We start from the raw sequence: 21,083 nt of genomic DNA on the forward strand, positions 1-21,083 counted from the left end.
CTTAGTTTTACTCTTCTTCTTCCAGCGCTTTTACCGTTCCCGGCAATATACCATCCGCACGGAACATGGCTTTGATGCCACGTACCGCCTGACGAATACGATCGCTGTTTTCAATCAGAGCAAATCGCACATGGGTATCACCGTAGTCACCAAAGCCGATGCCCGGTGAGACGCACACTTTGGCTTCCTGCAGCAGCAGTTTGGCAAACTCCAGCGAACCGAGATGCGCGTAGTGATCGGGGATTTTCGCCCAGACATACATTGAGGCTTTTGGCAGATCGACCATCCAGCCCGCTTCATGCAGCCCTTTCACCAGCACATCGCGACGGCGTTTATACTGCTCGGCGATATCACGCACGCATTGCTGATCGCCTTCGAGTGCGGCAATCGCCGCGACCTGCAGCGGGGTGAAGGTGCCGTAATCGTGGTAGCTTTTGATACGCGCCAGCGCGGATACCAATTCTTTGTTACCCACCATAAAGCCGATACGCCAGCCTGCCATGTTGTAGCTTTTCGACAGGGTGAAGAATTCCACCGCTACGTCGCGCGCCCCCGGCACCTGCATAATCGACGGCGCTTTCCAGCCATCATAGGTGATGTCGGCGTAAGCCAGATCGTGGATGACCAGCACGTTGTACTGTTTCGCCAGCGCAATTACACGTTCGAAGAAGTCGAGTTCGACGCACTGTGAAGTGGGATTCGAAGGGAAGCCGAGGATCATCATCTTCGGTTTCGGATAACTTTCGCGGATGGCGCGTTCAAGCTCGTTGAAGAAGTCAACGCCTGCCACCAAGGGGACGGAACGCACTTGCGCACCGGCGATCACCGCGCCGTAGATGTGAATCGGGTAGCTAGGATTGGGCACCAGGACGGTATCGCCATGGTCGAGCGTCGCCAGCATCAGGTGCGCCAGCCCTTCTTTGGAACCGATGGTGACAATGGCTTCTGATTCGGGATCGATCTCCACCTGATAGCGATCTGCGTACCAGCGCGAGATGGCGCGACGCAGGCGAGGAATACCTTTCGAGGTGGAGTAACCGTGCGTGTCTTCGCGTTGCGCTACCTGACAGAGTTTTTCCACGATGTGTGGCGGCGTGGGTCCATCCGGGTTCCCCATTGAGAAATCGATGATGTCTTCGCCGCGCCGACGCGCAGCCATCTTCAATTCAGCGGTGATGTTGAATACATACGGGGGAAGGCGTTCAATACGCGAGAAACGACGGGGTGTGCTGTTATCAGCCATGATGTCCTCTGGTTTACGTAGGCGCCCGGACCGTCCGAGCGACGCTGGTCACTGCGGTGACCGAGGTAAGAACATAACGCGCTGATAACAGAATTGTCGAGAGCAACAGAATATTTTTTTAATGTTGCGGATTCAGGCGACCCAGCACCCAATCGTTTACCCATTGGTCGTTTAGCAGATAATTATCCCGAAGGGTGCCCTCAAGTGTGAAACCATTCTTTTCCAGAATGCGTCGGGACGGCCAATTCCCCTCTATGACCAGCGCTTTGAGTTTATGAAATTCTGCTTGTAGCAAGAAGTCGCACAGTGCCTTGAGCGCTTCACTGCCATAGCCGTTTCCGGTGAAGCGATGGCAGAGCATGTAGCCGACCTCAGCTTGCCGATAAGGCTGCCATTCGGCACTGCATCCAAACAGGCCGATCGGTTCATTGGTTTCGCGCAGGCGTGCCACCAGGCACAGCATGTGGAAGCTGGTGACTTGCCAGGGCGCGAGGCGTTCGGTGAAGCGCTGCCGTATGTCGTTTTCGTCAGGGATTTCACTGACCCAGGTCATGGTGTCGGGATCTTCGTGTACGACTTTGAAGATTTGCCAGTCTTCGGGTTGTAAGCGTGTCAGGGACAAGCGAGGGGTAAGAAGTTGCATTGCTGCGCTCCGCGAAATAACTCATGGCAACATAGCAAACCGCGTGATTTACAACCAGCGTTCTGCGTAGGGATAACTAATCCTCTTTTTGTTACTCAAGTTTTCCTCTTTTTGGGGAGTGTGGGGAAGTTGGGTTTAAATTGCTGCTCGTTGGGTGCCAGGGCCAAAACGGGCCAGCCCGATCGCAAAGACAACACGCATCCCTGCAGATCGGCTGGGCCATCCATGGCCCAGACGCTTTGTTCTTCGGGCTGGCCCATTCTGGCCTTGAACAACGTGCGTTGCTGTTATTAAAAACGCGTGGAGGATACTGGAGAAATTAGCAGGCCATTGGAGGCGCGTTGATCTTCGGGCTTGCCCGTACTGGCCTTGAGCTGTGCGCGTTGCTGTTCTAAACCGCATCGAAAATTGATCTAAACCATGAGAAGCGTTTTGCGGGTGTCGCGGCGCTGGCAGATCTTGATCACATTTTTTATCATACCCTCACCCTGGTTCACTCCGAGAGATGCCCTTGCCTTCCCACTTCGACATGCTGCTGGCGGTATTTGACCGCGCTGCGCTGATGCTGATTTGTCTGTTCTTCCTTACCCGCACGCGGGTATTCCGTCAGCTGCTGCAGAAAGATGAGCATTCGATCAAAGAGAAAGTGGTGGTGACGGCGATTTTCTCGCTGTTTGCGTTGTTCAGTACCTGGTCGGGCATTAACGTCGATGGCTCGCTGCTGAACGTGCGTGTGATTGCGGTGATGTCCGGCGGCATTCTGTTTGGCCCGTGGGTTGGTATAGCCACCGGGGTGATCGCGGGCATCCATCGTTATCTGATCGATATGGATGGCGTCACGGCCGTGCCTTGCCTGATTACCAGCATCGTTGCCGGTGTCGCTTCTGGGTTTATCAATCGTCGCGTGAGCAAAGAGCAGCGCTGGCGCGCCGGTATTCTTGGCGGCATGCTGTGCGAAACCCTCACCATGTTGCTGATTGTGCTGTGGGCTCGACCGATGGCGCTGGGCTTTTCGATTGTTTCTGAGATCGCGTTACCGATGATTCTCGGCGCATCGAGCATTGGCTTGATTGTACTGTTAGTGCAAAGCGTGGAAGGTGAAAAAGAAGCGATAGCAGCGCGCCAGGCCAAGCTGGCACTGGAGATAGCCAATAAAACGTTGCCGCTGTTTCGTCAGGTGAATAGCCAATCGTTGCGTCAGGTGTGCGATATCATTCGCAGCGATATTCATGCCGATGCCGTGGCCATCACCAATACCCAACAGATTCTTGCCTACGTCGGTTACGGTGAGCATAACTATCACAACGGGGATGATGGCATCAGCCCTACCACGGCGCAGTCGATTGCGAGCGGCAAAATCATCATCAAGAATAATGATGAGGCGCATCGCACCAAAGATATTCACTCGATGCTGGTTATTCCCCTTTGGGAAAAAGGGGAAGTCACAGGCACGCTAAAAATCTATTATCGCCGTGCACATCGCATTACCGGATCGCTAAAAGAGATGGCCATTGGTTTGTCGCAAATTATCTCCACCCAGCTGGAGGTATCGCGCGCGGAGCAGCTACGTGAGATGGCGAACAAAGCGGAACTACGCGCGTTGCAGAGCAAAATTAACCCGCACTTCCTGTTTAACGCGCTGAATGCTATCTCCTCTTCCATTCGTCTCAATCCAGATACGGCACGTCAGTTGGTGATCAATCTGTCGCGCTATTTGCGTTACAACCTTGAGCTGAACGATGACGAGCTGATCGATATTAAAAAAGAGTTGTGGCAGGTGAAGGATTACATCGCGATTGAACAGGCGCGCTTTGGCGATAAGCTGTCGATGATTTATGACATTGATGAAGATCTGCACTTCACGCTGCCCAGTTTGCTGATTCAGCCTCTGGTGGAAAATGCCATTGTGCACGGGATTCAGCCCTGCCGTGGTAAAGGCGTGGTGACGTTGAGTGTGAAAGACCTCGGTGATTATGTGCGCGTTGCGGTGCGCGATACGGGCGCGGGTATCAGTGAAGAGGTGATTGGCCGGGTGGCACGCGATGAGATGCCGGGTAACAAAATCGGGCTGCTTAATGTGCATCATCGGGTGAAGCTGCTTTCTGGCCGGGGTCTGAGCATCACGCGTCATCATCCGGGAACGGAAATCGCCTTCACTCTGAGCAAAAACGGTCAGCGTCTGGCTGCACCGTTGAGCCATATCACGGAACCCAGCGCGTGAAAGCCATTATCGTCGAAGACGAGTTTCTTGCTCAGCAAGAGTTGAGCTGGATGATCCAGCAGCACAGTCAGATCACTATCGAAGCCTGTTTTGATGATGGGCTGGAAGTGCTGAAGTATCTGCAAAACCATCGCGTCGATGTCATTTTCCTCGACATCAACATTCCTTCGCTGGATGGCATGCTGCTGGCCCAAAACATTAACCAATTTGCGCATAAGCCGTTGATAGTGTTTATCACCGCATGGAAAGAGCATGCGGTGGATGCGTTTGAACTGGATGCGTTTGACTACATCCTCAAGCCCTATCATGAGTCGCGTATTATCACCATGCTGAACAAGCTGGAGGCCAGTGCACAGCAGCACCTCGCACAGCCATCCACTCAGCAAAGCGCGCCGCAAACCGTTAATCTGGTGAAAGATGAGCGCATTATCGTGACAGATATCAACGATATCTATTATGTTGAAGCGCACGAAAAACTGACGTTTGTTTATACCCGCCGCGAAGCGTATGTGATGTCGATGGCGATCAGTGAATTTTGCAGTCGCCTGCCGGAACCGCTGTTTTTCCGCTGTCATCGATCGTACTGCGTCAACCTCAGCAAAATCCGCGAGATCGAGCCGTGGTTTAACAATACCTATCTGGTGAAGTTACGCGATCTGGATGCGCAAGTGCCGGTGAGCCGCAGCAAGGTGAAGGCGTTTCGCCAGTTGATGAGGTTGTAAAGCGAGCAGCAGGACGCTGCTCGCCGGAACAGATTACAGCACGCGACCCAGCGTTTGGCGCAAATGTGCACCCGCGCCCAGCAGGCCTGGCTGATCGTGGGTGATCATATACACCGGGATATCGACCAGATAATCACGGAAGCGGCCTTTGTCTTCAAACGCGGCGCGGAAGCCGGAGGCTTTGAAGAAGTCGAGGAAGCGCGGCACAATTCCCCCCGCAATGTACACGCCACCAAAGGTGCCGAGATTGAGTGCCAGGTTGCCACCGAAACGCCCCATGATCACGCAAAACAGCGACAGCGCCCGACGACAATCAATGCAGCTATCTTGTAATGCACGCTCGGTGACATCTTTCGGCTTGAGGTTTTCAGGCTCACGGCTATCAGATTTGACGATGGCGCGATAGAGATTCACCAGACCGGATCCTGACAGCACGCGCTCCGCCGACACGTGACCCAGTTCCGCACGCAGCACTTCGAGAATTTCACCCTCTTCTTCGCTGTTCGGGGCGAAGTCAACGTGACCGCCCTCGCCCGGCAGGCTGATCCAGCGCTTATCCACGTGCACCAGATGGCTCACGCCTAATCCGGTGCCGGCACCGTAAATGGCAATCGGCTTGCCTTCTACCGGCGCTTTGCCGCCAAACTGAATCACTTGATCGTCGGTCAGCATCGGGATGGCCATCGACACGGCGGTGAAATCATTGATGATTTCCAGGCTGTCGAATGCCAGGTGTTCTTTCATCTCGCGCGTTGAGAATGCCCAATCGTGATTGGTCATCTCCACCCAATCACCGGTGATAGGACAGGCAATTGCGATACAGGCATGCTTAATGTCCAGCTTTTGTTCGTCGAGATAAGCACGAATCACCGCTTCGAGATTGTCGTAGTCTGATGTTGAGAATGTTTTGGCCTGGGAGATGGCACCGGTTTCCACCTCACACAGGGCGAGACGGGCGTTGGTACCGCCCACATCGCCGACCAGGGCGTATTTTGTCATTCTTCTGCTGCTCCGCTTGGGTCATAAACAATTGCAGGACACTATATAAGAGCCTGCCAATAAAACAATAACGCCCACCAGCACGATGGGCGTAAACACTTCGGGTGCGTGCCACAGCCTGACAATCAGCGGCTTCACTGTATAGAGGCAACTTTCCGAAACTGCGGGCTTATCACGTCAGGCGTTATCGACGCAGCCTCACAGAAAACGGACGATGCGGAGAAACCGAAGCGTAACGAGTGTACGTGAGGATTTCAGGCACCGCCTGGTCTAAAACGACAAAGCCTAAGCCGGATAGTGGCTAGCCGCCGTTACGCTGGTGCAGAGCTGCAGTGACTTTACGCAACAGCGGCGGCAGATCTTGTTTTTCCATCACCACTTCCACCAGCGTCAGGCGACGCTGACGCATTAATTGCTCCATTACCGCCGTTAACTGCACCGTTTCGCTCACTCGCCAGCTTTGTGCCGCACACTCTACGCTCATCGCATGTGGCAGCGCAGTCCAGTTCCATTGTGCGATGTCGTTGTAACGCTGTTCAGCGCCGTGAATCGCCCGCTCAACCGTGTAACCGTCGTTATTGATCAGGAAAATAATCGGCTGTTGCCCGTCACGCTGTATGGAACCCAGCTCCTGGATCGTCAGCTGCGCTGAACCGTCACCGATAATCAAAATAACGCGTCGGTCAGGTTGTGCCGTTTGTGCACCAAAGGTCGCCGGTAGAGTATAGCCAATCGAGCCCCATAGCGGTTGCACCAGCAATTCTGCGCCCGGTGGTAAACGCAGCGCGGCTGCACCAAAGGCGGCCGTGCCCTGATCGGCCAGGATGATATCACCCGGCAGCAGGAAGCGCTGCATCGCCTGCCAGAATGCGCGCTGACTGATTACCGCATCATCGTTTTGCTCAATTTCTTCGCAAGATGCAGTGTCGGCCAGTGCCCAATGTACGCAGTGGCGTTGATAAACGGGCAATAATGCGGCGAGGGCTTGCGCCATGCTAAGCGGCGCAAAGCATTCTCCGCCCACCGTGGCGTGAAACGGTTGCAGGTCGATAACGCGCTCTGCGGGTAACTGCTGGGTGAAACCGGCGGTCAGGGTATCGGTAAACCGCACGCCGACGCACAGCGTGACATCCGTCTCTTCAATGGCCCGGCGCACCGCATCGCTGCTGCCTTCGGCAGCGTAGGTACCCACATAGCCGGGCTGCTGTTCATCGAGCACGCCTTTGCCCATCAGTAATGTAGCGGCGGGAATGGCGCGTAGTTGGCGGAGTGCAAACAGCGGCGATTGCAATTGCCAACGCGAAGCGAGGAAATCGGCCAGTAACGCCACGCGCTGTGCAGGAGCCAGTAAGCGTTCAGCGGCAGCAGCAAAAGCTGTCGCAACGGCGGTGTCCTGATGGACAGGCGCAACGGGCTGAGCATCAGGCACCGTAATCTCCGTCGCCGCGACATCCACCGCCAGCAGCAGATAGCCGGGCCGGTGCTGGTTAAGCGCTTCCGATATCACACGGTCAATTTCTTCAACCGCATTATCCGCAGTCAGCACCGCGCTGGCGGTACTTACCTCTTGTGCCATGCGCAGGAAATGATGGAAGTCGCCGTCCCCCAGTGAATGATGTACACAGTCACCTTGCTGCTGCGCACGACTGGCTGGCGCGCCAACAATATGAATCACCGGGACATATTCGGCATAGCTGCCCGCAATCCCATTAATCGCACTCAGTTCACCCACGCCAAACGTGGTGAGCAGTGCAGCAGCACCGTTGCAACGACCGTAGCCATCCGCCGCGTAGGCGGCATTGAGTTCATTGGCGCAACCGACCCAGGCAATCTCAGGATGAGCGATAACGCTGTCGAGAAATTGCAGATTGTAATCACCCGGCACACCGAACAGATGACGGATGCCAGCTTGCTGTAAACGGTGCAGTAAATAGTCGCCAACGTTGAGGGTTTTCATCGACAGCTCCTTCTTAAGGGGATGATCGAATTATCAGCGATGTGGCTGAATTGGCGAGATTTTCACCATCAGCGCATGGTGATTTGTGGCAAGCAATCGTTACGACGACAGAAAATTCTGTAAGTTGCGATCTTCGGCGCGTTTCGGCTTAGTGTAAACGCATACACTGCTATGCTGATGTCACTTTCTCCCCTTTTGAGACAGGAACGCTGCATGTCTGTATTTCCTCATCCCGACCGCTATCAACAGATGCAATATCGTCGCAGTGGCCGTACTGGCCTGAAATTACCGGCCATTTCGCTGGGTTTATGGCACAACTTTGGCGACAGCACGCGCGTCGATAATAGCCGTGAACTCCTGCGCCACGCCTTTGATCGCGGCATCACGCACTTCGACCTTGCCAACAACTACGGACCCCCGCCGGGTTCTGCGGAGTCCAATTTTGGTCGCATTCTGCGCGAAGATTTTGCCGGGCTGCGCGATGAGCTGGTGATCTCCACCAAAGCCGGATACACCATGTGGGACGGCCCTTACGGCGACTGGGGTTCGCGCAAGTATCTGATTTCAAGTCTGGATCAGAGCCTGAAACGCATGGGGCTGGAGTATGTCGATATCTTTTATCATCACCGTCCCGATCCGGAAACGCCGCTGGAAGAGACCATGCGCGCGCTCGATCAGGTGGTGCGTCAGGGCAAAGCGCTGTATGCCGCCATTTCCAATTACCCGGCAGATAAAGCAGCCGAAGCGATTGCCATTCTGCGCGATCTGGGCACGCCTTGCCTGATTCATCAGCCGAAATACTCCATGTTCGAACGTGCACCGGAAGAGCAAGGTCTACTGGATGTGCTGGGTGATAATGGCGTCGGCTGCATCGCCTTCTCTCCGCTAGCGGGTGGTGTGCTGACCGATCGCTATCTGCAAGGCATCCCTGAGGATTCCCGTGCCGCCAGCGGCAGTAAATTCCTTAATGAGAGCCAGTTGACGCAAGAGAAGATGGAAAAAGTGCGTAAGCTGCAGGCGATCGCCCAACAGCGTGGGCAGAAGCTGGCGCAAATGGCGCTGAGCTGGGTGCTGCGTGATGCACGCGTGACGTCGGTGCTGATTGGTGCAAGTAAAACTGCGCAAATTGATGATGCCGTTGAGATGCTAAGCCAGCCCGAGCTGACAACTGAAGAGATCGAAGCGATTCATAACATATTAGTGTAAACGCTTACCTACCCGGCTCAGGCCGGGTATTTTCCGCAGCAGAAAATTCTCAATTCAGATTTCCCGCAACGTTTTCAGACTCACTCTCAAGGCAACACTGGACCGATGTGGCACACTAGCGCAACGGTGGCAGTGATAAGCCACTGAAAAGGAGAAGTTATGAAACGTGCAATTTTGTTTGCCGCCTTGCTGGCAACACTTTCACCCCTGGCGATGCACACAGCAGAAGCCAACAGCGCCACCCTTACATTGGCTCCGGGTGTCACGCTGCATCTCGGCGATCGCGACCGTCGAGGTTACTATTGGGATGGCGGCCGCTGGCGTGAGCCGCGTTGGTGGAATGATCGTTATCGCTACAGCGATCACCGCTGGTGGCGTCATGAAGAGTGGCGTCGCCATCAGGCTTACGAACGTGAGCGTGAACGCCGCTGGCATGAGCGGGAACGCCGTGAGCATTGGCGCCATGACCATCGTCATGATGACAGGCATGATCACCACCACCATTAATACAAAAATCCCGGCCTGATAGCCGGGATTTTCTTTTTTTCGTCTTGACCAGCCGAAGCGTTACCAGCCGAGCGCCTCACCGACTAACAGATAGAGATTCAATGCCACCACCAGCACCACTATCAGGCGTCCGGCGTTTTGCATCAGGCGCGAATTGACCATCTCATCGCCCATCAACTCGCGGTTGCCGGTAAAGGCCAACAGCGGGATCAATGCTAGTGCGATACCGAAACTCAACAGTACCTGGCTCATCACCAGAATGCGCGTTGGATCCCATCCGGCCCAGATCACGATAAAGGAAGGCAGCATGGTGATGGTGCGACGTAGCCACAGCGGAATATGGAAGCGAATAAAGCCCTGCATCACCACCTGTCCCGCCAGTGTTCCCACCACGGTAGAAGACAAGCCTGCCGCCACCAGACTTAATCCAAACACAATGGCTGCTGCGCGGCCCAACAAAGGTTGCAGCGTCAAATACGCCTGGTCGAGATCCACAATGCTGGTGTGCCCGCTGAAGTGGAAAGCTGCCGCCGCAGTCGCCATCATCGCCAGATTGACAAAGCCGGCAATGGTCATGGCAATCGCCACATCGAGTTTAGTGGACGAGTAGCGATCCGCTTTGCTGCCAATGTTACCGTGTTGCGTCAGTGCCGAGTGCAGGTAAATCACATGCGGCATGATGGTGGCACCCAGCACACCGGCAGCGAGGAACACGGCGTCAGAGGTGGGCAGCGAAGGCAACGCCATACCGGTGACCAATTCACTCACTTTCGGCTGCGAGAAAAACAGCTCAACAATATAAGCGGCAGCGACAAACAGTAGCAGGCCGCCAATCACCAATTCCAGCGGCTTCTGGCCCCGGCTTTGTAGCATCAAAATCAGGTAGGTCGCCACACCGGTGAGCACTGCGCCTTGCAGTAGCGAAATCCCCAGCAATAATTTAAAGCCGAGTGCCGCACCGATAAATTCCGCGAGGTCAGTGGCCATGGCGATGATTTCCGCCTGCACCCAATAGAACCACACTGCCGGGCGTGGAAAGCGATCGCGGATATGCTCGGCAAGGTTTTTACCGGTGGCGATGCCAAGTTTGGCTGACATCAGCTGAATCAGCATCGCCATCACATTGGCCCAGACCACCACCCACAGCAGTTTGTAGCCGTAGGCCGCACCCGCCTGAATATTGGTGGCAAAGTTACCGGGATCGATATAACCAATTGCCGCGATGAAGGCAGGGCCAAGCAGCGCGAGCTTGATTTTTCTGGCTCCGCGAGCGGCGCGCTCAGCAGTGCGACTTTCTGACATAGTGTGGACCCTGTCCTAACGCTTGTTGACCCATGCAGCTTAACGGGCGCTCAAGGCAAGTGAAATTTGATTATAGTTATCGTAATAATAGATGGTGCTATGAAGTATAGCCATTGCTATACCTTGCGGTAAAGCCAGTTCTTGCCAAAATGTTTGCAACAGGAATCACTCTACTCCCGGGTTATTTTATAGACAATGTTTTTATGGATATTTCTTGTGAAGGCTTTGTGAAGAGGTTGTGAGCGGTGAGACTATTCTTAGAAATTTGTCGATACCGAATACTTATAATGTGGTTTTGATCTCGTTTTTAAGTAACGCGTTACATAGAATACGCAACAAAATACAACCCTCCTCAAATTTGGAGCCGACATGTCCCATATTTTGCACTTTCTTTTGGCATTAGTGGTGGTAGCCGTACTGGCCTTACTGGTCAGTCACGATCGTAAAAGCATCCGTATTCGTTACATCGTACAGCTTCTGGTTATCGAAGTTTTGCTGGCGTGGTTCTTCCTCAACTCTGAAGCGGGCCTCGGTTTCGTCAAAGGGTTTGCGGGTCTGTTTGATCATCTGCTGAAGTATGCTGCCGAAGGGACTAACTTCGTATTCGGCAACATGAACGACAAAGGCCTGGCGTTCTTCTTCCTGAATGTTCTGTGCCCGATCGTGTTTATCTCCGCGCTGATCGGTATTTTGCAGCATTTCCGTATCCTGCCTTGGGTGATCCGCGGCATCGGCACCGTGCTGTCAAAAGTCAACGGTATGGGCAAACTGGAATCCTTCAACGCCGTAAGCTCTCTGATTTTGGGACAGTCAGAAAACTTTATCGCGTATAAAGATATCCTTGGCAAAATGTCACAGCGTCGCATGTACACCATGGCTGCTACGGCAATGTCGACAGTTTCCATGTCCATCGTCGGCGCTTATATGACTATGCTGCAGCCGAAATATGTGGTGGCCGCGCTGGTATTGAACATGTTCAGCACCTTCATTGTGTTGTCACTGATCAACCCTTACCGCGTCGATAGCGAAGAAGATCTGCAGTTGCAGGATCTGCACAAAGGTCAGAGCTTCTTCGAAATGCTGGGCGAATATATCCTTGCCGGTTTCAAAGTGGCGATCATCGTTGCCGCCATGCTGATTGGTTTTATCGCCCTGATTTCTGGCCTGAACGCGCTGTTTGACCTGATCTTCGGCATCAGCTTCCAGGGTGTGCTGGGTTATGTGTTCTACCCGTTTGCGTGGGTGATGGGCGTGCCGTCCAGTGAAGCGCTGCAGGTTGGCAGTATCATGGCAACCAAACTGGTTTCTAACGAATTCGTGGCGATGATGGATCTTCAGAAGATTGCTGGTCAGCTGTCACCGCACGCAGAAGGAATCCTGTCTGTGTTCCTCGTCTCCTTCGCTAACTTCTCCTCTATCGGGATTGTGGCGGGTGCGATTAAGGGCTTGAACGAAGAACAGGGTAACGTGGTTTCTCGCTTCGGCCTTAAACTGCTGTACGGCTCAACCCTGGTGAGCGTGCTTTCTGCCGCTATCGCCGGTCTGGTTCTGGCCTTCTGATGTTCAGGGCGAGCTACGGCTCGCCCTTCTCTTCTTAATTATGCCTTTCTGTTCTATCTCGCGTTTCAACCCGTCTATCCCCGTCATTCGCCGCTTCCCCGCCTGACGCAAAACCTTTGCACAATATTGAATTTCCGTCCCGGTTGCCTGCGCCCGTAGCTTTTCTCCATAACGTCACATCTGGAGAATCGTATGAGCATTCAATTTCTTGGCATGATTGGCCACCGCCTGGCTTCCGAAATCATTCCCGCTAGCGGGCCGCTGTTCGATAAAGATTACATCGCGCGTTTCGCCCGCGCCCATGAAGAAGCCGGGTTCGACCGCATCCTCGTGGGCTATTGGTCTGATCAACCCGACGGCTTTCTGGTGACCGCACATGCTGCGGCACACACCTCAACACTAAAATTCCTGCTGGCACACCGTCCGGGCTTTGTCGCACCGACTCTGGCCGCACGCAAGCTGGCAACGTTGGATCAACTGACCGATGGTCGGCTGGCCGTGCATATCATCAGCGGCGGTAGCGATGTCGAGCAGCGTCGTGATGGTGACTTCCTGAATAAAGCCGAACGCTATGCGCGCAGCGATGAGTTTCTTGCCGTGCTGAAGCAGAGTCTGGAATCCAGCCAGCCTTATGATCACAAGGGACATTTTTACCAGGCTGAGCAGGCGTTTTCCGCCATCAAACCTGCGCAGAAAAAGCTGCCGATATACTTTGGTGGATCGTCTCAGGAAGCGATTGATGTCGCTGCGCGCCATGCCGATGTCTTTGCCTTGTGGGGCGAGCCACTGAAAGGGGCGGAAGAGACGGTGCGCAATGTGCGAGCCGCTGCGGCTCAGCACGGGCGTGAGATTGATTTCAATATCTCGTTCCGTCCAATTATCGGTAAAACCGAGAAAGAGGCCTGGGAACGTGCCGAGCATATCCGTGAACTGGCCGAGAAGCAGTTGCAAGAGACCGGCTTCGCCTTTGGTAAACCCAAGCCGCAAAGTGTTGGCGCTCAGCGTTTGCTGGCTGCCGCCAACGAAGGCGATCGTCTGGACAAAGTGTTATGGACCGGCGTAGCGAAACTGGTACAGGGCGGCTACAACTCCACCGCACTGGTAGGCACCGCCGATCAGGTTTCCGATGCGCTGCTGGATTACTATCGCCTGGGTATTCACAGCGTGCTGATTCGCGGCTTCGATCCGCTGAATGATGCGGTGGAATATGGCGAGGAGCTGATTCCGCTGACGCGTGAGAAAGTCGCGGCGCTAAACGCCGCTAACAAAAGGAGCGCCTGATGCGGCTGGCAACTCTCTTTACCGGCGTTGCGCTGGCGATCTCCACGCTCCATCCGCTGTTCGCTGCTGATAAAGTCACACTGCGCCTGGGCGATGTTAAGGGGGATCGTTTTGCCGCGTTAAAGGCGTCAGGTGAACTCAATAATCTGCCCTACGATCTGAAACTCACTGCCTTTGATTCGGGTGCACCGGTGCAGGAAGCATTAAATGCCGGTGCACTGGATGTCGGCTTTACCGGTGATCTGCCGTTCCTGTTTGTGTTTGCGGCTGGCGCGCCGGTGAAAGCGGTGGGCGCATGGCAAAACAATCCTGACAGTATCGCGCTGCTGACACGTCCTGATGCCGGGATTCACCGTTTGCAGGATTTGAAAGGCAAGCAGATCGCGGTGAATCGCGGTGGCTGGGGTCACTATCTGCTGCTTGGCTTGCTGGAGCGTGCCGGATTAAAACCAGACGATGTCACGCTGCGCTTCCTTGGACCTGTTGATGGCCGAGCCGCCTTGACCTCCGGCGCCGTATCCGCATGGGCGCCGTGGGAACCTTATATCGCCACCTCTACCGCCGTCGATGGCACGGTGCGCGTCGCTGACGGCGGCGGTAAAGGCATTATGTCGGGTTATTCGTATGCGCTGGCGCGTGATGAAGCGATCAATGATGCAGGTAAACGTAAAGCGATTGCCGATCTGCTGGCGCGCCTGGCTAAGGCACAAATCTGGGCGCAGCAACATCCGCAGGAGTTCGCCAGCGTGCTGGGTAAAACGCTCAATATGCCCACCAACATTACCAGCAGCTGGATAGCCGATGCGCGCATTCGACCGCTGGTGTTTGATGCCAGCCTAATCCCCACCCTGCAAAAATCGGCTGACTTCTTCCATCGCTATCAGGTGCTGCCGAAAGCGATCGATGTCAGTAAAGCCTTTGATTTTAGCCTGTCTGCTCAGGCCAATCAGGTCGCTGAAAGCGCGCCGGGAGATAAATCATGAGTGCCTATCAGCATCATCGTTTACGCGACTTTGTCGGTAACCTTGCCTTCTTGCTCGACCAGAATCCCGATGAAGCCACTGTTTTGCAACAGGGCAGCGCCTGGCTGGGCGAGCTGATCCAATATGACGACTGGCTGGACGAGGCTTACTCTCAGCCGCATCCCGAACACTATCAACAATATCTGCTGTACGCCGATGCCCGGCAGCGCTTTTCAGTTGTGAGCTTCGTCTGGGGGCCAGGCCAGCAAACCCCGATTCACGACCATCGCGTATGGGGATTAATTGGCATGCTGCGCGGTGCGGAGATATCGCAATCCTGGCAGCCCGGGCCGAACGGCCTGCAACCGGAAGGTGCGCCGATACGGCTCGATCCCGGCAGTGTCGAAGCCGTCTCTCCCAACGTGGGCGATATCCATCGCGTCAGCAATGCCTATGACGATCGCGTCTCAATCAGCATCCACGTGTATGGCGCCAATATCGGCGCGGTAAAACGCGCGGTGTATCGCGAAGACGGCAGTGAAAAACAGTTTATCTCCGGTTACAGCAACCGTTACTTACCGAACATTTGGGATCTATCACATGAGTAAAACCGTTTTCCCTTTCCGCCAGGCGGCGGACATTCTTGAGGCTCTGCGTCAGCAGCAGGAAGTGGCGATTGTTGATGTGCGCGACGAAGCACTGTTTGCCACCGGCCATCCGCTGTTTGCGGTGAATATCCCGCTTTCCAAACTTGAACTGGAACTGTTAGATCGCATCCCGCAACTGACGACAGCTATCACGCTTTATGATAACGGCGAAGGACTGGCGCTGACGGCTGCGGAACGAATTGCAGCACTGGGTTACAGCAATATAGCGCTGTTAAAAGAGGATTTGGCCGGGTGGCAGGCTGCGGGCGGGGAGCTGTTTATTGACGTGAATTCACCGAGCAAAGCCTTTGGTGAACTGGTTGAACATCACAATCACACCCCTTCCCTGTCAGCTGATGAAGTGCACAGCTTAATCAACAGCGACGCCAATGTAGTGGTGCTGGATGCGCGCCGCTTTGATGAATACCAGACCATGAGCATTCCAGGCGCCACCAGCGTGCCGGGCGGTGAGCTGGTGTTGCGCGTGCGTGATCTCGCGCCATCACCGGAAACCACGGTGATTGTGAACTGTGCGGGCCGCACGCGCAGCATCATCGGCGCCCAGTCGCTGGTGAATGCCGGTATCCGTAATCCGGTGTTTGCGCTGCGCAACGGCACGATTGGCTGGACGCTGGCAGGACACGACCTGGATAAAGGTCAGTCGCGCCGCTACGGTGAAACCAGCGAAACAGCACAGCGCCAGGCGGCGAGTCACGCACGAGGCATTGCCGATCGCGCAGGCGTAGAGCGTATCCCGCTGGCCACGCTCAAGCGCTGGCAACAGGAACCGCGTACCACTTACCTTTTCGACGTGCGTGATGCAGACGAATATGCGTCGGGTCATCTGCCCGGCAGTCGTCATGTACCAGGCGGACAGCTGGTGCAGGAAACCGATCATTACGCCAGCGTGCGCGGTGCACGTATTGTGCTGATTGATGACGATGGCGTGCGTGCCAATATGACTGCATCCTGGCTGGCGCAGCTTGGCTGGCAGGTGTCAGTGCTGGAAGAGTTGCAGGCCAGTGATTTCACTGCCACCGGTGCCTGGAAAGCGCAGGTTCCTGCGGTTGCACAGCCAGAGTTTATTTCTCCGCAGCAACTGGCGGAGTGGCTGGAGGAAGGTCAGACCCAGGTACTGGACTTCACCACGCGCGCCAATCACCTCAACAGTCATATTCCGGGAGCAGGCTGGCTGCTGCGTTCAACGCTGCAAAAAGAGGGCAAAGCCATACTGCCTGCGGCACGACGTTATGTGCTGACCTGCGGCAGCAGCCTGTTGGCCGGATATGCGGTTGAACAGGTGGCGGAACTCACCGGCAAGCCAGTGTTTGTGCTGGAGGGTGGCAATGCGGCCTGGCGCGCAGCGCAGTTGCCCACCGAGCAGGGCGACCAGCAGTTGCTGTCTCCGGCGATTGATCGCTATCGCCGTCCGTATGAAGGCACCGATATCGCACCTGCTGTGATGCAGGCGTATCTGGATTGGGAATACGGTCTGGTGGCGCAGTTGGATCGTGATGGCACGCACGGCTTCCGCGTGTTGCCTGCACAAGAACAAGCCGCAACCGCTTAATTCTTAGTGCCATGAATTGCGCCGCGACCAGATTGTGCATAATTTCAGTGCACACTAAGCTCTGGCGGCACGATTTATGGCGCACTCTGATGCAGTGCTGAACGCTGAACGCTGAACGCTGAACGCTGAACGGAATAATCATCTCAGCGCGTGAGAAACTGCTGCGGTGCGATTCATTGCGCCCCTAATGAGAGGCTGGTGCTGAATGGGTGAGATCATCTCAGCGCACAGGAAGAAGCACGCGCGATTTACGGCGCAATTCGTCGAGATACTTGATATCAAAAGATGGGCGCATTTCAGAACGCTGGGAGTTGTCGTCACACGAATAATGACGCCATTCTGCATACGAAATGAGCAATTATAAATTCAGTCAGTGTTAGATTGTGATGCTATAGTTCAGGACGAACAGAGATTTGGTGGAGATAAGCGGGATCGAACCGCTGACCTCTTGCATGCCATGCAAGCGCTCTCCCAGCTGAGCTATACCCCCACATCTGGAAATCTTTTTCAGTGCATCGTTAAAACGATTTGGTGGAGATAAGCGGGATCGAACCGCTGACCTCTTGCATGCCATGCAAGCGCTCTCCCAGCTGAGCTATACCCCCAGCACCGAAAAACAGTCGATTTAACTCGACGGACGGCATCATATGAAACCGCTCCCTGAGTGTCAACGCCAAATTCTCGTTCTGTGTTCAATCGCTGAAAAAGGCGGCAACGCCCTACCGTAATGGCTTTTTTTTCAGCGCAACTGTGCAACCCGTTAACGTATTTTCGCATTTAACACCCTGCAACCGAGGTTAAATCAGGGTTAAAGATGTTAGGAATAATCTTGTGTTCGTTACGGGTAAGTGTAAAACTTAGCGCGCAAATTAACCGGTCAACCTTCCAGGGTATATCACTCTTTGATCGGCCAGCATTTTCCCCTTGTTCAATAAAAGAAAAGTGAAATATGTCGCTGCATACACCGAAAGAGATCGCCCAACTGGCGATTCAAGCGGGCGTGGCTAAAAGCCGTTTGCCTGTTTCCACCTTATTGATCCTTGGTTTTATGGCCGGTGCCTTTATTGCCACTGGTTTTCTGTTGGATCTGCATGTTATCAACCAACTGCCTGCTGAATGGGGCTCCTTTGGCGGCTTCCTCGGCGCGGCGGTGTTCCCGGTTGGCCTGATTCTAACCGTTCTGGCCGGTGGTGAACTGTTGACCGGCAACATGATGACCTTACCGATTGCGTGGTTCGCTCGCCGCATCAGTGGTTTAAGCGTGCTGCGCAACTGGTTCTGGGTCACCATTGCCAACTTTATTGGCAGCATCGCGGTCGCCTGGTTCTTTGGTCATATGCTCGGTATGACCGAAGGCGATTATCTGAAAAAGACCGTGGCAATTGCGCATGCCAAAGTGAATGCGGATTTCCTGCACGCCTTCATTTCCGGCATTGGTTGCAACTGGCTGGTGTGTCTGGCGGTGTGGTTAGCCTTCGCCAGTAAAGATATGGTCGGCAAAATCTTTGGCATGTGGTTCCCGGTGATGGCCTTCGTGGCAATTGGCTTCCAACACGTGGTGGCGAACATGTTTATTGTGCCCGCCGCGATTTTTGCCGGACAAATGAGCTGGGCAGACTTTGCGCCAAACGTGATTGCCGTCTTCCTTGGCAACGGCGTGGGCGGTGCAATATTTGTTGGTCTCACCTATTTCCTTGCTTTCCGTCCTGCACAAGCTGAAACCAGCGAAGCTTAATATCCGATTTATGCCTTTTGTCATGAGACAAGAGGCATTTTCCTGCCTGATTACTTTTCCCCGTTACGTTTTGTTGTAATATGTACAGCTAATGTATTTAACAGGGACAGCATCGTGAAAAAGGAATGGCTCACCCCCGAGGAGCTCGCGCTGGAAACGGGCTACAGTCGGCAAACGGTGAATAAATGGATCAAACGCGAAAACTGGACAACCACGCCCAAGCCCGGTGTACAGGGTGGTAAGGCGCGATTGATTCATATTGATGAGCGTGTAAAAAGCTTTGTTCAGTCTACCCGCCACGCGACCGAGCCGGCGGCCAATTACGGTGCTCAACAAAATACGTTACCTGCGTTATTAATTAATTCTGTCCAGCAAATGACAACCGCTGAACAAGATCAACTGGCCGCATTGTTGCTGCGCGAGGGGATAAGTGGTGTGCTGGAACGGCTAGGGATTAAAGAAGATTAAAAAAAGCCGGGCGCTCATGCTCCCGGCTTTTTTAATGCCCGCGATAAGTGAAGCGGCAACGTTACAGGCTGCCGCTAACTCAATTAAGCCTGGGCTTCACGCTCAGCAATGAAGGCCAGCGCTTTTTCGATACGGGCCACGCTGCGGCTGCGACCAATCGCTTCAACCGTCACATCCAGTGCCGGAGACTGGCCTGCACCGGTGACCGCCACGCGCAGTGGCATGCCCACTTTGCCCATACCCAATTCCAGCGCATCAGCAGCACCCTGAATCGCGTTGTGCACATTCTCGGCATTCCACTCGCTGTCGCTCAGCGCAGCCAGTTTGTCACGCACCACTTCCAGTGGCTGGCGTGCAACAGGACGCAGATGTTTCTTCGCCGCGTCAGCATCAAAGGCTTCAAACTCTTCATAGAAGTAACGGCAGGAAGCCGCGATCTCGACCAGCGTTTTGCAACGCTCACCCAGCAGCGTCACCAGCTTCGCCAGTTCCGGACCGGTGCGGGTATCGATATTCTGTTGCTCGATGTGCCACTGCAGCTGCGTTGCCACGTATTCTGGCGGCAGCGTATTAATGTAGTGATGGTTCAGCCACTGCAGTTTTTCGGTGTTAAACGCACTGGCAGATTTACTCACGGCATCCAGAGTAAACAGCTCGGCCATCTCAGCCACGCTGAAAATTTCCTGGTCGCCATGTGACCAGCCCAGACGCACCAGATAGTTGAGCAGCGCTTCCGGCAGATAGCCGTCATCACGGTACTGCATCACACCGACTGCGCCATGGCGTTTCGACAGCTTCTTACTGTCATCACCCAGGATCATTGAGACGTGCGCGTAGGTTGGCACCTCTGCACCAATCGCTTTAAGGATGTTGATCTGGCGTGGCGTGTTGTTGATGTGGTCTTCACCACGGATCACGTGAGTGATGCCCATATCCCAGTCATCCACCACCACACAGAAGTTGTAGGTTGGTGAACCATCGGTGCGGCGGATGATCAGATCATCCAGCTCCTGATTGCTGAACTCAATTGGACCACGGATCTGGTCGTCAAAAATGACCGAACCTTCTTGCGGATTACGGAAACGCACCACGCAAGGCTCATCCGCCGCATGATGTTCATGGCTGTCACGGCAGCGGCCGTCATAGCGTGGCTTCTCGCCTTTCGCCATCTGCTCTTCACGCAGCGCTTCTAAACGCTCTTTAGAGCAATAGCATTTATAAGCAGTACCTGCTGCTACCATCTCATCGATGACCGCGTTGTAACGATCAAAGCGCTTCGTCTGATAGTACGGGCCTTCATCCCACTGCAGGTTTAGCCAGTTCATGCCATCCATGATGGCTTCAATGGCTTCCGGCGTTGAACGTTCCAGATCGGTATCTTCGATACGCAGAACGAATTCGCCCTTGTTGTGGCGAGCATAAAGCCAGGAATAAAGAGCAGTACGGGCACCGCCCACATGCAGGTAGCCCGTTGGGCTGGGTGCGAAGCGAGTTTTGATTTTCATTCAGCATTGCCTTAGATGCGCAGGTTTCTTTGTCTGGATGACAAAAAAACGGGTTAACGCGAAAAAACAGTGCGCATATTCTAGCAGGTGGGACGCTTTCCTCAATGACTCTCGCGGCGGCATCACAGATTGAAGTGCGTTTTTCTGCTAATAAAACCAGCACATTGGCTAAAAGCGCGGCATGCTGACTAAATTTAAAGCGAACGCACATTTATGTTTTAAAAAGCGTTGACTCACTTCGAAGGATCCCTATAATGCGACTCCACACAGCGGGGGTGATTAGCTCAGTTGGTAGAGCATCTCCTTTACACGGAGGGGGTCGGCGGTTCGAGCCCGTCATCACCCACCACTCTAAAAGTGGCTCGCAGTGTACAAGAGTTTGAAGAGTAAGATATGGGCGATTAGCTCAGTTGGTAGAGCATCTCCTTTACACGGAGGTCGGGAGAGCGTCGGGTAGGGGAAGAGGGGACGGCACGCGCTCAGAGCTGGGATGTCGCGGTCGGGGAAGATGGCCTAAACTAAGCATAGAAGCGTATAGCGCGACCGGCTCTAGGG

Annotated in this window: 17 protein-coding genes and 3 tRNA genes; 12 read left to right on the top strand and 8 right to left on the bottom strand. The window is 54.3% G+C overall.

Annotation, left to right across the window (positions count from 1 at the left end):
- Positions 1-7: 7 nt before the first annotated feature.
- On the bottom strand, positions 8-1,243 hold the full coding sequence (alaC, locus tag H7A81_RS01700; protein WP_038645618.1) for an alanine transaminase: 1,236 nt from the start codon (positions 1,241-1,243) through the stop codon (positions 8-10).
- A gap of 118 nt (positions 1,244-1,361) precedes the next feature.
- Entirely contained in the window at positions 1,362-1,886 is a 525-nt protein-coding gene (locus H7A81_RS01705) for a GNAT family N-acetyltransferase (protein WP_166936728.1), read from the bottom strand.
- A gap of 529 nt (positions 1,887-2,415) precedes the next feature.
- On the opposite strand from H7A81_RS01705, the gene H7A81_RS01710 reads away from it, so the two are divergent.
- A complete protein-coding gene (locus H7A81_RS01710; RefSeq protein ID WP_304622181.1) occupies positions 2,416-4,107 on the top strand; it encodes a sensor histidine kinase in 1,692 nt (563 codons plus the stop codon).
- A complete protein-coding gene (locus tag H7A81_RS01715; protein WP_097116535.1) occupies positions 4,104-4,829 on the top strand; it encodes a LytTR family DNA-binding domain-containing protein in 726 nt (241 codons plus the stop codon). Before H7A81_RS01710 ends, H7A81_RS01715 begins: the two co-directional genes overlap by 4 nt.
- A 33-nt stretch (positions 4,830-4,862) precedes the next feature.
- On the opposite strand, the gene glk is transcribed toward H7A81_RS01715, so the two are convergent.
- Both glk and H7A81_RS01725 read right to left on the bottom strand, forming a co-directional pair.
- Positions 4,863-5,828, bottom strand: a complete 966-nt coding sequence (gene glk / locus H7A81_RS01720) for a glucokinase (protein WP_166936725.1) — start codon at positions 5,826-5,828, stop codon at positions 4,863-4,865.
- Positions 5,829-6,129: 301 nt separating this feature from the next.
- Positions 6,130-7,785: an alpha-keto acid decarboxylase family protein gene (locus H7A81_RS01725; RefSeq protein WP_182056556.1), complete on the bottom strand. Its 1,656-nt coding sequence runs from the start codon at positions 7,783-7,785 to the stop codon at positions 6,130-6,132.
- A gap of 213 nt (positions 7,786-7,998) precedes the next feature.
- On the opposite strand from H7A81_RS01725, the gene mgrA reads away from it, so the two are divergent.
- Both mgrA and H7A81_RS01735 read left to right on the top strand, forming a co-directional pair.
- Positions 7,999-8,991: an L-glyceraldehyde 3-phosphate reductase gene (mgrA, locus tag H7A81_RS01730; protein ID WP_182056557.1), complete on the top strand. Its 993-nt coding sequence runs from the start codon at positions 7,999-8,001 to the stop codon at positions 8,989-8,991.
- Between the two features lie 159 nt (positions 8,992-9,150).
- A complete protein-coding gene (locus tag H7A81_RS01735; protein WP_182056558.1) occupies positions 9,151-9,498 on the top strand; it encodes a DUF2502 domain-containing protein in 348 nt (115 codons plus the stop codon).
- Between the two features lie 60 nt (positions 9,499-9,558).
- Here the strand turns inward: H7A81_RS01735 and H7A81_RS01740 are convergent, their stop codons facing one another.
- Complete coding sequence (locus tag H7A81_RS01740; protein ID WP_034825925.1) at positions 9,559-10,800, bottom strand: Nramp family divalent metal transporter; 1,242 nt, start codon at positions 10,798-10,800, stop codon at positions 9,559-9,561.
- Positions 10,801-11,169: 369 nt separating this feature from the next.
- Here H7A81_RS01740 and H7A81_RS01745 point away from each other — a divergent pair, with 369 nt between their 5' ends.
- The 5 genes from H7A81_RS01745 (at position 11,170) to H7A81_RS01765 (ending at position 16,820) form a co-directional block, all read left to right on the top strand.
- Entirely contained in the window at positions 11,170-12,360 is a 1,191-nt protein-coding gene (locus tag H7A81_RS01745; RefSeq protein WP_034825912.1) for a NupC/NupG family nucleoside CNT transporter, read from the top strand.
- A 192-nt stretch (positions 12,361-12,552) separates the two neighbouring features.
- Positions 12,553-13,641, top strand: coding sequence for an LLM class flavin-dependent oxidoreductase (locus H7A81_RS01750; protein ID WP_160869724.1), 1,089 nt, complete (start codon positions 12,553-12,555; stop codon positions 13,639-13,641).
- Entirely contained in the window at positions 13,641-14,624 is a 984-nt protein-coding gene (locus H7A81_RS01755; protein ID WP_182056559.1) for an ABC transporter substrate-binding protein, read from the top strand. Before H7A81_RS01750 ends, H7A81_RS01755 begins: the two co-directional genes overlap by 1 nt.
- Positions 14,621-15,211 (top strand): cysteine dioxygenase, encoded by a 591-nt coding sequence (locus tag H7A81_RS01760; RefSeq protein ID WP_182056560.1) that lies wholly within the window; start codon positions 14,621-14,623, stop codon positions 15,209-15,211. Before H7A81_RS01755 ends, H7A81_RS01760 begins: the two co-directional genes overlap by 4 nt.
- Positions 15,204-16,820, top strand: coding sequence for a rhodanese homology domain-containing protein (locus H7A81_RS01765; RefSeq protein WP_182056561.1), 1,617 nt, complete (start codon positions 15,204-15,206; stop codon positions 16,818-16,820). Before H7A81_RS01760 ends, H7A81_RS01765 begins: the two co-directional genes overlap by 8 nt.
- A 414-nt stretch (positions 16,821-17,234) precedes the next feature.
- Here the strand turns inward: H7A81_RS01765 and H7A81_RS01770 are convergent.
- Positions 17,235-17,310: transfer RNA gene (locus H7A81_RS01770), tRNA-Ala, on the bottom strand.
- A gap of 39 nt (positions 17,311-17,349) precedes the next feature.
- Positions 17,350-17,425: transfer RNA gene (locus H7A81_RS01775), tRNA-Ala, on the bottom strand.
- Between the two features lie 344 nt (positions 17,426-17,769).
- Between H7A81_RS01775 and H7A81_RS01780 the strand changes: the two genes are divergently transcribed.
- Positions 17,770-18,555 carry a formate/nitrite transporter family protein gene (locus H7A81_RS01780; RefSeq protein ID WP_038645593.1) on the top strand — a complete coding sequence of 262 codons (786 nt, stop codon included), beginning with the start codon at positions 17,770-17,772 and terminating at the stop codon, positions 18,553-18,555.
- 114 nt (positions 18,556-18,669) lie between these two features.
- Entirely contained in the window at positions 18,670-19,023 is a 354-nt protein-coding gene (locus H7A81_RS01785; protein WP_034825897.1) for a YfeC-like transcriptional regulator, read from the top strand.
- Between the two features lie 83 nt (positions 19,024-19,106).
- Here H7A81_RS01785 and gltX read toward each other — a convergent pair whose 3' ends face one another.
- Positions 19,107-20,528 carry a glutamate--tRNA ligase gene (gltX, locus tag H7A81_RS01790; RefSeq protein ID WP_058959062.1) on the bottom strand — a complete coding sequence of 474 codons (1,422 nt, stop codon included), beginning with the start codon at positions 20,526-20,528 and terminating at the stop codon, positions 19,107-19,109.
- A gap of 273 nt (positions 20,529-20,801) precedes the next feature.
- On the opposite strand from gltX, the gene H7A81_RS01795 reads away from it, so the two are divergent.
- A tRNA-Val gene (locus H7A81_RS01795) sits at positions 20,802-20,877 on the top strand.
- Positions 20,878-21,083: the final 206 nt, after the last annotated feature.

The organism is Pantoea sp. ME81 (assembly GCF_903970985.1).
GTDB lineage: Bacteria > Pseudomonadota > Gammaproteobacteria > Enterobacterales > Enterobacteriaceae > Pantoea > Pantoea communis.

Coding starts and splice junctions, on each gene's coding strand:
- H7A81_RS01760 (WP_182056560.1), top strand. CDS start 14,621: ATGAGTGCCTATCAGCATCATCGTTTACGCGACTTTGTCGGTAACCTT.
- H7A81_RS01740 (WP_034825925.1), bottom strand. CDS start 10,800: ATGTCAGAAAGTCGCACTGCTGAGCGCGCCGCTCGCGGAGCCAGAAAA.
- H7A81_RS01725 (WP_182056556.1), bottom strand. CDS start 7,785: ATGAAAACCCTCAACGTTGGCGACTATTTACTGCACCGTTTACAGCAA.
- H7A81_RS01745 (WP_034825912.1), top strand. CDS start 11,170: ATGTCCCATATTTTGCACTTTCTTTTGGCATTAGTGGTGGTAGCCGTA.
- H7A81_RS01735 (WP_182056558.1), top strand. CDS start 9,151: ATGAAACGTGCAATTTTGTTTGCCGCCTTGCTGGCAACACTTTCACCC.
- gltX (WP_058959062.1), bottom strand. CDS start 20,528: ATGAAAATCAAAACTCGCTTCGCACCCAGCCCAACGGGCTACCTGCAT.
- H7A81_RS01765 (WP_182056561.1), top strand. CDS start 15,204: ATGAGTAAAACCGTTTTCCCTTTCCGCCAGGCGGCGGACATTCTTGAG.
- alaC (WP_038645618.1), bottom strand. CDS start 1,243: ATGGCTGATAACAGCACACCCCGTCGTTTCTCGCGTATTGAACGCCTT.
- glk (WP_166936725.1), bottom strand. CDS start 5,828: ATGACAAAATACGCCCTGGTCGGCGATGTGGGCGGTACCAACGCCCGT.
- H7A81_RS01780 (WP_038645593.1), top strand. CDS start 17,770: ATGTCGCTGCATACACCGAAAGAGATCGCCCAACTGGCGATTCAAGCG.
- H7A81_RS01755 (WP_182056559.1), top strand. CDS start 13,641: ATGCGGCTGGCAACTCTCTTTACCGGCGTTGCGCTGGCGATCTCCACG.
- H7A81_RS01750 (WP_160869724.1), top strand. CDS start 12,553: ATGAGCATTCAATTTCTTGGCATGATTGGCCACCGCCTGGCTTCCGAA.
- H7A81_RS01705 (WP_166936728.1), bottom strand. CDS start 1,886: ATGCAACTTCTTACCCCTCGCTTGTCCCTGACACGCTTACAACCCGAA.
- H7A81_RS01710 (WP_304622181.1), top strand. CDS start 2,416: ATGCTGCTGGCGGTATTTGACCGCGCTGCGCTGATGCTGATTTGTCTG.
- mgrA (WP_182056557.1), top strand. CDS start 7,999: ATGTCTGTATTTCCTCATCCCGACCGCTATCAACAGATGCAATATCGT.